The sequence below is a fragment of the uncultured Caldilinea sp. genome (assembly GCF_937128415.1).
GTDB lineage: Bacteria > Chloroflexota > Anaerolineae > Caldilineales > Caldilineaceae > Caldilinea.
Genome location: NZ_CAKZMJ010000050.1, coordinates 1 through 13,217 on the forward strand (window position 1 = coordinate 1; position 13,217 = coordinate 13,217).

12 protein-coding genes and 1 pseudogene are annotated in these 13,217 nt (G+C 56.4%); all 13 read left to right on the forward strand.

Features of this window, described 5'->3' with window-relative positions:
- Window positions 1-348 (forward strand): annotated as a pseudogene (locus Q0367_RS07305) (hypothetical protein); the annotation flags it as partial.
- A 315-nt stretch (window positions 349-663) separates the two neighbouring features.
- The gene (locus Q0367_RS07310) at window positions 664-1,614 is read left to right on the forward strand and encodes an RHS repeat-associated core domain-containing protein (RefSeq protein ID WP_298981362.1); all 951 of its coding nucleotides are present in this window, start codon (window positions 664-666) and stop codon (window positions 1,612-1,614) included.
- Window positions 1,611-1,883 (forward strand): hypothetical protein, encoded by a 273-nt coding sequence (locus tag Q0367_RS07315; protein WP_298981364.1) that lies wholly within the window; start codon window positions 1,611-1,613, stop codon window positions 1,881-1,883. Before Q0367_RS07310 ends, Q0367_RS07315 begins: the two co-directional genes overlap by 4 nt.
- Before the next feature lie 95 nt (window positions 1,884-1,978).
- Entirely contained in the window at window positions 1,979-2,962 is a 984-nt protein-coding gene (locus Q0367_RS07320) for an RHS repeat-associated core domain-containing protein (protein ID WP_298981366.1), read from the forward strand.
- Between the two features lie 430 nt (window positions 2,963-3,392).
- On the forward strand, window positions 3,393-4,199 hold the full coding sequence (locus Q0367_RS07325) for a hypothetical protein (RefSeq protein WP_298981368.1): 807 nt from the start codon (window positions 3,393-3,395) through the stop codon (window positions 4,197-4,199).
- A gap of 3 nt (window positions 4,200-4,202) precedes the next feature.
- On the forward strand, window positions 4,203-4,706 hold the full coding sequence (locus tag Q0367_RS07330; RefSeq protein WP_298981369.1) for a hypothetical protein: 504 nt from the start codon (window positions 4,203-4,205) through the stop codon (window positions 4,704-4,706).
- Between the two features lie 226 nt (window positions 4,707-4,932).
- Window positions 4,933-5,382 (forward strand): RHS repeat-associated core domain-containing protein, encoded by a 450-nt coding sequence (locus Q0367_RS07335; RefSeq protein WP_298981371.1) that lies wholly within the window; start codon window positions 4,933-4,935, stop codon window positions 5,380-5,382.
- 734 nt (window positions 5,383-6,116) lie between these two features.
- Complete coding sequence (locus Q0367_RS07340) at window positions 6,117-6,773, forward strand: helix-turn-helix domain-containing protein (protein ID WP_297640217.1); 657 nt, start codon at window positions 6,117-6,119, stop codon at window positions 6,771-6,773.
- 352 nt (window positions 6,774-7,125) lie between these two features.
- Window positions 7,126-7,665, forward strand: a complete 540-nt coding sequence (locus tag Q0367_RS07345) for a hypothetical protein (protein ID WP_297640216.1) — start codon at window positions 7,126-7,128, stop codon at window positions 7,663-7,665.
- 201 nt (window positions 7,666-7,866) lie between these two features.
- Window positions 7,867-9,027 (forward strand): alanine racemase, encoded by a 1,161-nt coding sequence (locus Q0367_RS07350; RefSeq protein WP_297640215.1) that lies wholly within the window; start codon window positions 7,867-7,869, stop codon window positions 9,025-9,027.
- Window positions 9,028-9,383: 356 nt separating this feature from the next.
- The gene (gene rpsL, locus Q0367_RS07355; RefSeq protein ID WP_297640214.1) at window positions 9,384-9,803 is read left to right on the forward strand and encodes a 30S ribosomal protein S12; all 420 of its coding nucleotides are present in this window, start codon (window positions 9,384-9,386) and stop codon (window positions 9,801-9,803) included.
- Window positions 9,804-9,990: 187 nt separating this feature from the next.
- Window positions 9,991-10,458: a 30S ribosomal protein S7 gene (gene rpsG, locus Q0367_RS07360; protein ID WP_297640213.1), complete on the forward strand. Its 468-nt coding sequence runs from the start codon at window positions 9,991-9,993 to the stop codon at window positions 10,456-10,458.
- A 228-nt stretch (window positions 10,459-10,686) separates the two neighbouring features.
- The gene (gene fusA / locus Q0367_RS07365) at window positions 10,687-12,780 is read left to right on the forward strand and encodes an elongation factor G (protein WP_298981375.1); all 2,094 of its coding nucleotides are present in this window, start codon (window positions 10,687-10,689) and stop codon (window positions 12,778-12,780) included.
- Window positions 12,781-13,217: the final 437 nt, after the last annotated feature.

Sequence of the window (13,217 nt, forward strand, 5' to 3'; positions counted from 1 at the left end):
TGGGATTGTCCGGCGCTTGTGCTTGACGTGGGGTCGCTGCTGCTCTCCGCTGTCGGCGACGCTGCGCTGGTGGGCTGCGCAGTAGCGACAGAAGGCGGCTGCTTGGTTGCTGTCGGTGTCATTAAAGGCGCAGATTTCGCAGTTTCCTCCGTATCGCTTGGGTATACCTCGTATCAATGGGCGTCCGGAGAAGCCTCTGATCTTGATCTAGCCGTAAATCTGGCTGGTTTTATTTCAAGCATTCTTCCGATAGGTGGCGAAGTCACAGGTGTTGCGAGTCTCACTTACGACTTGGTGGACCCGATCATTGACGACGAAAAACGGTGGGGGCCAAGGAGCGCCCGATGAGCCTACTAGATTTCTTGTTGCCTGCAAGCGTTGCCTTTATGCTGCACGTAATCCTTGTGGTTATCTACTCCAAATTCTTCTTTTCCAGGAAGTTTCTGATATTTCTAGGAGCGAATATTGGCTTCATACAAGGAATATGGATGGTTTTATTACTCGGGATCGATAAGCTACCTTTTATCCTATCATTCATCATACTGTTGGCTAATGTCTCGGTTTCTATACAACTTGTGTGGATATATTCGAGATTGGCGAAGGCAAGAACAAGAAAACGTTAACAATGGCTTTCCACCAACCATCCACAGGATGCCACGTCATATGCAGCTGGGGGGCGCAATCAATACGGGCGAGCTGCGCTATCGCCCCTTCGGCGTCACCCGCTTTGCGTCGGGGACGACGCCGACCCTCTATCGCTTCACCGGCCAGCGGGAGGAGGCGGCGCTGGGGCTGTACTTCTACAACGCCCGCTGGTATGACCCGGCGCTGGGGCGGTTTATTCAACCAGACATCCTTGTCCCTGACCCCGCTGACGCCAGGATGTTCGACCGCTACGCCTACGTCAACAACAACCCGCTCAAGTTCAACGACCCGACCGGACATGAGCCGCACATGCCCAATGATCCTTGCAGTTATGAACATTGTCGATGGGACCCGCTGGCGGGCAAATACGTGCGCATCTCGTACACACCGCCTGACATGGAGTTTGAGCCACAGGTCGATCCCAAACTTGCTGCGTTGACCGAACTACTGAGCAAGGCTGCGACCATGCAGCTGCACTACACCGAGCAGGGCGAAATTGACTTTCGGCGAACGCTGGAGACGGAGTTAGGCGAAGCGATGTCCGTATGCGCCAAGGCGGTGGGCGGCGTCTGTGGATTGAGTTTGGGGGCGTCCGGCTCCGTTGTGGCGCTGGGCGGCAAGGCGTCGGTGGATTTATTTGTCGACCAGCAAGGAGAGATGGCAGGGTATTTGACTGCCGGCGGTGGTGGATATGCGGTCTTTTCGACGGTGAACTTTAGCGCTGCAGGAATTGCCGGAATAGCAGTGCATGGCGCAACTGTCGACGACATGGCAGCATGGTCAGTTCAATTTGGCGGTTCTGGTAAGGCAATCACGGGGTTGTCATCGGAGTGGATCGTTGGAAAGAATGCAGCCGGACGCAACTGGCACGGATTAGCGGTAGGCCAAAGCGCTGCAGGATTGGGACTGGAGATTCACGCAACCGCCACTTATTCTCAGTTGGTCTATCGTTCAAGAGGCGCCCGATGAGCGAAGAGATGAAAGAGCTTTTGCCTCGCTTAATTGCTGCCGGAATCGGCGCTGCATTTTTTGTGATTTGGGGTATTTATTGGTATCGCAACGCTCCGAAGATTGACCAATGGATGGAGGATGACTGGATTTCGCAATTTGCCGGGCATATTCCCAAAGAGAACCGTGTAAGGAAATTCCGTCGAGGTTTGGTATTTACATTCATAGCTGCAGCAATTCTGTTTCTATTCTTTTTGTGCAATCTTGCTCAAATTCTTGATGCACTGTAATTTTAATTTTAAAGTTAGACCAGCGCATCGCCCTGCGCGACGGCGGCACGCTTTACTGGCTGCTGAACGACCACCTCGGCGGGACGGCCTACACCGTGAGCGGGACGACCAGGACGGGCGATCTGCGCTATCGTCCCTTCGGCGTCACCCGCTTTGCGTCGGGGACGACGCCGACGAGTTATCGCTTCACGGGCCAGCGGGAGGAGGCGGCGCTGGGGCTGTACTACTACAACGCCCGCTGGTATGACCCGGCGCTGGGGCATTTCCTCTCGCCGGATGCGATTGTTCCGGAGGCGGGCAATGCGCTGGACTACCATCGCTATGCGTATGTGCGGTTTAATCCGCTGAAATACACCGACCCGACCGGCCGCTACTCCGATCAGGCGTTGATGACCCACTTCGGCTGCGAAACGTGGGCGTGTGTGGAGGCGCACTTCCAGGAAGGCGGCTCGCACGCCGGACTGTGGGGCTGGCTCAACGTCTTGCTCATGGCCGAGGATGGCGACTTCGTTGAAACCTTCGTTGTTTACAATAACCAGACAGCCTGGGTGAGCGGACGCTTCGCCACCCAAGAAGGTAAGATTGTGGTCGAACAGCCGCAGATTCGCTTCGGCGCCAATGCCCCGCACACCTCGACTGCGCCGTGGTGGGACGAGCGCACCTTCGCCCACATGGCGCAGATGGGGTCTTGGGAAGGCTACCATCATGCCCAGTATTTCAGCGACCGCTCCCTCACCAGCATCTACAACCAGCGTTACACCGACTGCCGCCATCAGGACTGTGTGGCTCAAACTATCGATACGATCGGCGTAGCGGGAGCCGGTCTCATAGTGGCGTCGCCAGCGTGTGGCTCTGCTGTCGGAATTTGCTTTGGTGTTGGACGAGGTGCAAGCACCCTAGCAACCGGCGCTGGAGTATTTTGGGCTGGAATTCAGGCATTCAATGGCAATTTATCTCGTGAAGATATGTATATGACCAGCTTAACAACAGCGGTTCAGGTATCTACGAAGAACCCATGGCTCAATTTGGCTGCTAGCTTAGCACAGTTACTCTGGGATTCTCGCAAGGTTACGCCGTGAGGAGTTAGAGGCTGTGACTTGGTTGATCATCCTTACGTGGTTCATAGCGTTTATTATGTGTGGCCTCGGTATTAGATTATTAATTCAAACGGGAAAAACCGACTTCGAACCATGGGAACGAGCGAAGAAGAACTTGATCATTGCTGCGATATTAGTAACGACACCTGTTAATGTATGGGCTTTCCATTTTCAACCCCTCGTATTGTCTTTGCTTTTGAGTTTGCTGGTAAACTGTCTGGCGATACTTAATTTTGTACTGGTAGTGCCTGAGCAATGGAGACGAATTGTCTTTAGAAAAAAAGACGCGAGAAAAAAGAAACGGTTTCCCGTCGAGTAAGTAAGAATCGTCTGCTTTTGGTCATACAGTTTCGCTTCACGGGCCAGCGGGAGGAGGCGGCGCTGGGGCTGTACTTCTACAACGCCCGCTGGTATGACCCGGCGCCTGGGGTACTTCCTCTCGCCGGATGCGATTGTTCCGGAGGCGGGCAATGCGCTGGACTACCATCGCTATGCGTATGTGCGGTTTAACCCGCTCAAGTACACCGACCCCAGCGGGCATTGGCTGGAGACCGCCTGGGATATCTTCAGCATCGGGCTCACGCTCAATGACATCCGCGAAGAAGGGCTGACCTGGCAGAACGGCCTGGCCCTGGCCGTGGATGTGACCACCGCCATTCTGCCCGGCGTGCCCGCCTTCGCCGGCGTGACCATGAAGGGCGGCAAGGCGGTTGCTCATGCTGACGACCTGCTCGGCGCAGCCAAAGTCGCCGGGCGCTTGACCGACAGCGCTCGCACAGGCACCCGGTTGGTCGAGCGGTTGGCCCAAGTCGGCACGCACAGCGACGAAGGCCGCGCCTTGGTGCGCCAACTGGCGGAGATATCCGCCCAGGGGCCGCGCAACGGCCTGACGGTCTTGGGTCGTTTCCGGGCTGAGCCAGGCTACAAGAGCTATATCGAGAAAGCTCACGAGATGGGAGCGACCTACTTCAGCACGCCGAATTCGCCTGGATACGATGTGTGGGATGCGCTGATGAAGGCAGGCATTGACCCGTGGGAGGTGAACAGGCAGTTTCTCGATGATGCTATTGCCAGAGGGGATAAGTTCTTTGTCGAAGCAAATATCAAGGAGGTACTTGAGGAAGCTCGATTTGCCAATACTTATTTACGGCGAGAATTGAATTATCTGCTCTCAAAAGGATATAAAATAGAAGGACAATGGCTTCTGCCAGGAGAATAGCCAATGAATAGTGTAGTTTTTATCCATAACAAATGCCCTGAATGTTTAGAGCTTTTTCAGAAGATTGACAGAGAATTTGGTTTCTTATTTGATGAATTTCACGGCTTTGTGAAGGATTGCAAGGCTGATCAATACGGATGTGATATATTGATCAATGTGGAGGGAGTCGGTATTCGATTTGAAACCTCGCCTCGAGATGGCATTGAGTTCGCAAATGGTATCATTCTACCTGTCGAAGATCCTAGTAACAAACTTAACCGACCTCATTCTATAAGCACGATAATAGATTTCATTGAAAATGCTCCCCCATCAAAATATCAAGGACCAGATTGGTCAGATCATCGTTTCTATAATCCTGCTGATTTTAAAAACGCATTACAGAGAGTCATCGCATTTTACAAAAGTCCTGAGTTTGTTAAGAGAAGTCGAAAATTTAATGAGTGGTATGAGTGGCAAACTGAAGAATTCATAAAGAGCGTCAAAGACTATTATAGATCTCACTCGTAAGATTCGCATTCTTGCGTGTTCGTTTTACTCATCGGTTTGGGGTCGCTTCACCCAGCCCGACTCTCTCGTGCCGGAGCCGGGCAACTCGCAGGCGGTTCGGCCGTAAACGGCTGGGCGACGGGGTGGAAGGCCCTGCGGGCTTGGCGCCAGCCCCAGAGGGGCCTCCGCAACATAGCCGGTAGCTGAAGCCACCGGCCCGCTTCGCTACCACCTAGGCTCTACGGCCGTGGTCGTTAGCGGGGCCGGCGCGGCCCTGTGGCAGTACCTGTGCCTGCCCTACGGCGACGTGCGCCACACCTGGCGGAACAGCGCGACGCTGGCCCTGCAGACGGGGTATCGCTACACGAGCCAGCGCATGGAAGCTGGCGTGGGTGCGCCCAGCCCCGTGGGCGGCCTGGACCGGGGTTTGTACGACTACAACGCCCGCTGGTATGACCCGGCGCTGGGGCGCTTCCTCTCGCCGGACAGCATCGTGCCCGAGCCGGGCAATGCGCTGGACTATCATCGCTATGCGTATGTGCGCTTTAATCCGCTGAAATACACCGACCCGAGCGGGCATTGCCCGACGCCGCCGGCGAGCTTGGGGCCAACCCTCTGCATGGCGCTTTTCATCTACCCACAACGCAACTCTTTAAACGTGGTAGTATGGGCGACTATTGTCGCCCATACTACTTAACACCTCGGACGACTCAGCGCTGACAACGCCAACGCCGTGCCCGCCTGCGATGGTCACGGATTACTGTGATGCACACAGTCTGTTGGTGGTTCAGAACAACGACCAAATCGCAAGCCTTGCCCCGCTTTCTGGATGCATACCAGTTACGAGCAACAATTTTCACGCGCTTCCCGTCATCGTGCCATTCGCCATCTAGTGTGGCGCATAGCCAAGCCCCTAAGCTCACTCCTCGATGCACCATCTGATTGAGCGCATGGCGCGTAAGTCGGTAGTTTGGCATGAATTCTCCTGAGCGGGTTGAACTGTATAGCCCTTTGCAGGAATCCGCCATGTGGAAGATCATCGTCTACTGACACTGCGTTAGCTTGGCTCTCCGTCGTCATTTATCGGACGCCTGGGCGGAGACCGAATAGTGTGCATAGGCGTTGCCTCCCTATATCGATTTTTTAACGATTCGTATTGCACTTTCAGTATACAGGGCAGACGTTTATCAGCGTCGGAAGGGGGCTTGACGCCTGAATGACGATCTTCGTCAGAGAAGAGCGAACCTGACAAATCTGTCTGGAAATGCCGAACGCTGCGAGAGTCAGGGCGAGTTGGTCAACCACCAGGATATTTTGTCAATCACCAGATAACCAGATATTTGAAAGATGTTTGACAGTCGTCTCACAAGTTTTTACAATCGAGAAGGTATGGAAGATGAACAACGTAGACGTTCTGGAGACAAGGCTTCGATGTCGCCTCGCAGCAAAGTGGAATGGCTGACTCTCAAGGATGCAAGCGAATTCCTTGGGGTGCATTTTACGACGCTGCGCGGATGGGCCGATCGCGGGGAAATCCCGGTCTTTCGCACGCCTGGCGGACATCGACGCTTCAGCCTCAATGATTTGCGACGCTTTCTGGACGAGCGCGCCCGATTGATGCCGGCGACGACGCGCAACAATTTGGTTGAAATCGCCGTCGATCGCGTGCGCACAGAGCTGCAGCGCGCAGATGCATTGGTTCAGCGCTGGCATCACCCGGACAATACAGCGGTGGATCAGGCGCGACGGGAGCGAGGGCGCATGCTTTTCTCGCTTGCCATCTCCTATGTGATGAAGCCGCAACAGCGCAATCAACTGCTGGAGGCTGCGCGCGAGCTGGGAAGACAATATGGGGTCGATGCAGCTTCGAGCGGCATCCCTCTGGTGGAGACCGGCCGCGCAGTTCAATTTTTTCGACGGCAATTGATCGAAGCGGTGCGCGCCAGCAACGAACAATCTCCGGATTCGGATGACATTCGAGTTGAACGGCTGCTCAATCAATTTCTGGACGAGGTGCTCTACGCCGTGTTGGATGGCTATGAAGCCGGCATGAGCGCAGCCTCCCCATCAACCGAGGTGAAGGCGTGATATTCAAGGCGTCAACATAGAATTGCAACAGCCGCCTCACCGGTTGTAAAGGCGTGACGCAAAATCGTCGGCTATCCGTCGTTTTCATTGGCTTGCACTGCGTCCACCTTACTGATATAATCTGGAATTGCACAGATCGGAACAAAGCAAAGACTCGCCAGGCAGCCCTGCGGCAATTCGACATAGCGCTATGGGGCCTACAACAGCGCTCTAGGGCGAACAAAGGTGTTTGAAAACAGTTTTTGTTGATGGTAAGAATACAGTATAATTAGTATGCTGTTGATTTCCCATCACGAGGGCTGTGCAAAGTCCAATACATATTTCCAGATTTCCAAGACAAAGGGAGGTTTCTATGCTTAACCGGAGGATTTGGGTTGTCGCGCTGGTGGCCGTATTGCTCATGTCGATGCTCGCAGGCTGTACGATGGGAGATGTGCCTGCACCGGCGCGCAGCGTGCCGATCAGCATTGACGCCGCGCTTGAGGGCCAGAACGCTGGTTTGATGGGGCTGATGACCGGTGAAGTCACCTGGAGCGAGTCCCAGCTGAGCAGCTTCCTGACGGAACTGTTGAAGCAGAACACCGGCCCCAACCAGCCAGTGGAAGCCATCACCGTCTGGCTTGAACCCGGCAACAGAATTCATGCGCGCATTACGTTGAAGGACGGCGTGCTTCTGGGCGGTCGCAACATCGACGTCGCCGGTCAGGTCATGGTGCAGGGCGGCAGAGTCATGGTCAATCTGGCTGAAGCCGGCGCCAACGGCATGATGATCAGCGGCCCGCTGATGGATCTGGTGAGCAGCTACATCAACAGCGCCTTGGCTGGCTTCGGCGTCGCCGGCGAGGTGACGACCGGAGAAGGCACCATCACCATCAAGGTCGGTGCGATGTAATCTGTCTTTATCTACAACTGAATAAATCTTTGCTCTTGAGCTTGACATCCTTTCCTCGTCAACCCGGTTCAATCGCCGAGTCGAACGAGAGAAGAAGCGATAGTCACTTGCAAAAAGCCCGGAATGCGCATCGTTTGCTCCGGGCTTTTTATCTGCGCCATCCCGGATCGATTTTGAGGTCTAAAATAAGGAGCATGGTTGATGGCTTTTCCCTTTGGTTTCTACAACGACATCCATACGCCAACGTTATTATTGGATGTCTCCCGCGCGCGGCGCAACATCGCTTCCATGGCGCAAAAGGCGCAGAGAAGCGGCGTTCGCTTTCGCCCTCATTTCAAGACGCATCAGTCCGCCGCCATCGGCGAGTGGTTTCGCGAGGTGGGCGTGGACGCCATCACCGTCTCCTCGGTGGAAATGGCCCGTTATTTTGCTGCGCATGGTTGGAAGGACATCCTGATCGCGTTTCCCGCCAACATTCGCGAGATTCACAAAATCAACGAGCTGGCGCAACGCGTGCACCTGCACCTGTTGGTGGAGAATGCGACGACGGCTGCCTACCTTGCAGAACATCTGGTCGCTCCGGTGGATGTCTGGATCGAGGTGGACGCCGGCTATCGGCGCAGCGGCGTGCAGTGGGATGGCGCCGAACTAACGACGCTGGCGCAACAGATCGGCGAGTGTGAGCGCATGAAGCTGCGAGGCCTGCTCACCCATGACGGCGGAACGTACGCCGCCCGCTCGAAAGCGCAGATCGTAGATGCGTACACGCTGACGGCGCAGCGATTGGCTGCGGCGCGCCGGCGGCTGCAAAGTCATGGTTTTGAGCATCTTGAGGTCTCGGTTGGGGACACGCCTGCGTGCAGCGTGCTCGAGCGGTTTGACGCTGTGGATGAAATCCGCCCCGGCAATTTCGTCTTCTATGATTGGATGCAGGTCGAAATCGGCGCATGCACCCCAGAGGAGGTGGCGGTGGTCGTGGCCTGTCCGGTGGTCTCCATCCACCCGGAGCGCAATGACATCATCCTGTACGGAGGGGCTGTTCATCTCTCGAAAGAAAGCCTGGTGCAGCGCGATGGACGTCTCACCTTCGGCGCAGTCGCCTTGATCGAGCAGGGAGGGTGGAGCGCCCCGTTGCCTGACGTTTGGGTGCGCTCCCTATCGCAGGAGCATGGCGTCGTTCATGCGGAGAAAGCCGCCTTCGCAGCGCTGACGGAGCGCATTCGGGTCGGCGATCTGTTGGGCGTCATCCCTGTGCATTCCTGTCTGACCGCAGACCTTTTGAAGATGTATCGAACGCTGGACGGAGAGCGCCTCACGATGGCGCCGATCCCCTGGGGAAACAGAGAGTCTGAAGTAGATTGACGGATGCGTCTCTTGAAATAGAGTTGTTTTGAGTTTTTGTCGGCCAATGATTTGACCGTTGTTTTTCCCTTGTGTTATATTTGCTGTTCGTGGGTCTGACGAGCCTGCGCAGCGTTTCTATGGTCAAAGATTTTGCTCGAGAGATTTGACTGCGAAAGGCGTAGTTCTGCCCTGAGTTGACGAAAAGAGGATGTCTTTCGGCGCTCACAGATAGCGCCTGGAAGGCATTATGTTCATGGTGTATTGTATTGATTGTTGCATCTGTTGACGACAAGCCGATTGGCGGCTGATGACGTAGGCGACCAAGGTGAGACCCGTCTGTGGGACGGATTGCAATCCAGAGAGTGGAGGGACATTTGCCGACCATTAATCAGTTAGTCCGCAAGGGCCGCAAAGAAGTTGTGAAAAAGGAAAAAGCGCCGGCGCTGCGTTTCACCCAAAATACATTGACCGGCCGCACGCGGCGCATGAAGATGGGCAACCCGCAAAAGCGCGGCGTGTGCACGCAGGTGCGCACGACGACGCCCAAAAAGCCAAACTCCGCGCTGCGCAAGGTGGCGCGCGTGCGTCTGTCCAACGGCATCGAGGTGACGGCGTACATTCCGGGTGAGGGGCACAACCTGCAGGAGCATAGCGTGGTGTTGGTGCGCGGCGGTCGCGTGAAGGATTTGCCCGGCGTTCGTTATCACATCGTGCGCGGCGCGCTGGACAGCCAGGGCGTCGATAAGCGGAAGCGCGGGCGCAGCAAGTACGGCACGAAGCGACCGAAGAAGTAGCGGACGACCCTGAGAAGTCTCTCGCTTTGGGCTTTTTGTGTAGAGCTCGTATCGAGCGTCTGCGCTGTATCTTAATAGAAAGAAGCCTGCATTCTTGTCGTCATCTTGATGGATCGTCCAAACGATCTCGAGATGTCTGAAGTGAGTGGCAGGAATCGGTGGGAGCGGAAGCGAAAAGAGTGAAACCATGCGAAGAAATCGTGCTGAACCGCGTCAAGTGACGCCAGACCCGCGCTATCATAGCGAAGTGGTGGCTAGATTTATCAACAAAGTGATGGAGCGCGGGAAGAAGAGCCTGGCCGCCAGCATTGTCTACAACGCCTTTGAGATTATCGAGGAGCGCACCAAGCGCCCTGGCATCGAGGTCTTCGAGGAGGCGTTGAAAAACGCCACCCCGCTGGTGGAAGTGCGCCCTCGCCGCGTCGGCGGTGCAACCTATCAGATTCCGATGGAGATCGGTCCTGCGCGACGGCAGGCGTTGGCGATGCGGTGGTTGATCGAAAGCGCTCGCAAGCGCAGCGGCCGCGATATGGCGGCGCGTTTGGCCGCTGAACTGATGGACGCAGCCCGCAACGAAGGCGCCACCATCAAAAAGCGCGAGGATACGCACAAGATGGCGGAAGCCAACCAGGCGTTCGCACATTTCCGCTACTAAGACAAACTCTGGCGTAAAAGACGGCGTCTACACACGTCAGAGCGTGGGTGTCAATCTGCACAAATCAGGGTGTTCCTGAGTTGATGCGGCGCCCACCTGCAAGCTAACCGCTTCCCTTCGCCTTGACGATAGTACGTCATACAGCGGATCATACGCAGCGGATGCAAGCAGGTTCAGGCGCCGCATCCTTTTGCGTCAAGTTTCAGGGATAACGAGGAAGTAATTTTTATGGCGAACGAATATCCAATTGAACGAATGCGCAATATCGGCATTATTGCCCATATTGACGCCGGTAAAACAACGACAACGGAGCGGATTCTGTTTTATTCTGGACGCATCCATCGCATGGGCGAAGTGCATGAAGGCACGGCTGTGACGGACTGGATGGTGCAGGAGCGCGAGCGCGGCATCACGATCACGGCGGCGGCCATCACCACCTCCTGGAAGGATAGCATCACCGGCGAGGAGTGTCAGATCAACATCATCGACACGCCGGGGCATATCGACTTCACAGCCGAGGTGCAGCGCAGCCTGCGCGTGTTGGACGGCGGCGTCGTCGTGTTCGATGCCGTGGCGGGCGTTGAGCCGCAGTCGGAGACGGTGTGGCGGCAGGCGAATCGCTATCATGTGCCCAGGATCTGTTTTGTCAATAAGATGGATCGCGTGGGGGCGAACTTCGAGCGCACCGTGCAGATGATCATCGATCGTCTGGGCGCTAACCCTTTGCCGGTTCAGCTGCCGCTGGGCGTCGAGGACTCCTTCAAGGGCGTCATCGATCTCATCCAGATGAAGGCTTACGTCTTCACGGACGAGCTTGGGGCTTCCCCCGAGGTGACCGAGGTTCCCGCCGAGTACGTCGAGGAGGCGACCAAAGCGCGAGAACATCTGGTCGAGCGCATCGCCGAGACAGACGATGAGCTGACCATGAAGTTTCTCGAGGGTGAGGAGATCACCAATGCAGACCTGTACAGGGCTCTGCGCAAAGCGGTGATCAACGGCGAAATTGTGCCCGTGCTGTGCGGCACGGCGCTGCGCAACAAGGGGGTGCAGCTGCTGCTCGACGCCATCATCCGCTACCTGCCCAGCCCGAAGGACATCCCGCCTGTGCGCGGCGTTCATCCGGACACCGGGGCGGAAGAGGTGCGCGAGGCCGACCCCAATGCGCCGTTTGCAGCGCTGGTCTTCAAAATCGTCACCGATCCCTTCGTCGGCAGACTTGCCTACGTGCGCGTCTACTCCGGCGTCCTGCGTGCAGGGGAAACCGTCTACAACTCAAGCCGCAAGAAACGGGAGCGCGTCGGGCGTCTGGTGCGCATGCACGCCGACAAGCGGGAAGACATTAAAGAGATCTCGGCGGGCGACATCGCCGCCATTGTGGGGCCCAAAGAGTCTTACACCGGCGAGACCCTCTGCGATCCGAAGGCGCCGATCCTGTTGGAGTCGATCGAATTCCCCGAGCCGGTCGTCAAGATCGCCATCGAGCCTAAATCCAAGGCGGATCAAGACAAGCTCACCGATGCCTTGCTCAAGCTGGCTGAAGAGGACCCCACCTTCCGCGTGCAGTACGATGACCAGACCGGTCAGACGGTGATCGCCGGCATGGGCGAGCTTCATCTCGACATCATTGTCGATCGCCTCAAGCGTGAGTTTCGCGTGCAGTGCAACGTCGGCCGTCCTCAGGTCGCCTATCGAGAGACCATCACGCGCGCCGTCAAAGCAGAAGGGCGTTTCGTGCGGCAGAGCGGCGGTCGCGGCCAATATGGGCATGTCTGGCTGGAGATCGAGCCGAATGCGCCCGGTGCAGGCTTCGTCTTTGAAGATCGCATCGTCGGCGGCGTCGTGCCGAAGGAATACATCGAGCCGGTTCGCAAAGGCGTCCTCGAGGCGATGGAAAGCGGCGTGCTGGCGGGGTATCCGGTGGTCGACGTCAAAGTTGCGCTGGTGGACGGCAGCTACCATGAAGTGGACTCCAGCGAGATGGCCTTCAAGATCGCAGGCAGCATCGCGTTCAAGGAAGGCGCCCAAAAGGCCGGCCCGATTCTGTTGGAGCCGGTGATGCGCGTGGAGACCACCGTGCCGGAAGAGTATGTCGGCGATGTGGTCGGCGATTTCTCGGCGCGTCGGGGGCAGGTGGAGGGCATGGAGCCCCGGCCGGGGAACGTCCAGGCGATCCGCGCACTGGTGCCGCTGGCGGAAATGTTCGGCTACGCCACCGATCTGCGCTCGATGACCAGCGGACGCGGCAGTTTCACCATGGAATTTGAGAAGTATATGCCCGTCAGCCAGAACATCGCCGAAAAGGTGTTGAAGGGACAGGCGTAAAGACGCAACCTTGCTTGAGTTTGCGCCCATCCCCGTGCTTCATCGGCGTCGCCTGATCTCAGGCGACGCCGATGAAGCGGCGACCAATGCGTTCGTCTCCCTGCGCCGACGCCGGTGTAAAAGAGCAAACTGTTTGTATTTTGTCAAGCCGCTGATTTGGAACTCCAGGGCGGCTCAAGTATACTATTAAGATTGTGGCGATTGACGCTGTCACTCGCTTGAAAATGTTTTGTCTTGCACCGCCGTAGGCGTTCTCGGCGGTGCAATTGCGCCAATTCACAGAAATTTTTTGTCAGTCATTTCGGCGATCACCGACTTGGGGAGAGACGCTGAGCGAAACAATTCAGGAGGATAGTATTCATGTCCAAGGCAGTATTTCAGCGGACGAAGCCCCACGTGAACGTGGGGACGATTGGGCACATCGACCACGGGAAGAC